Source organism: Bacillus cereus group sp. BfR-BA-01408, assembly GCF_022663305.1.
Taxonomy (GTDB): domain Bacteria; phylum Bacillota; class Bacilli; order Bacillales; family Bacillaceae_G; genus Bacillus_A; species Bacillus_A pacificus.
This window is the reverse complement of record NZ_JAKUFF010000233.1, coordinates 1-301: the sequence shown is the minus strand read 5'-3', so window position 1 is coordinate 301 and position 301 is coordinate 1. Positions and strand designations below refer to the sequence as shown.

Here is a 301-nt window from a genome sequence, read left to right as displayed (position 1 = left end):
CTGGCCCAACAGGAGCAACTGGGGCGACAGGAGTAACAGGAGATACTGGGGCAACAGGCTCAACTGGAGTGACAGGAGCGACGGGAGAAACGGGAGCAACCGGAGTGACGGGTTTACAAGGTCCGCAAGGAATCCAAGGAGTGCAAGGAGAGATAGGTCCGACGGGTCCCCAAGGTGTTCAAGGTCCGCAAGGAATTCAAGGAGTAACGGGGGCCACAGGAGATCAAGGTCCGCAAGGGGTTCAAGGCCCACAAGGCGACATAGGTCCAACCGGCCCACAAGGAATTCAAGGCCCACAAGG

At 58.5% G+C, this 301-nt stretch carries 1 pseudogene; it reads left to right on the top strand.

Annotated elements, in window-relative coordinates:
* Nucleotides 1–301, top strand: a pseudogene (locus MR083_RS27085) (collagen-like protein); the annotation flags it as partial.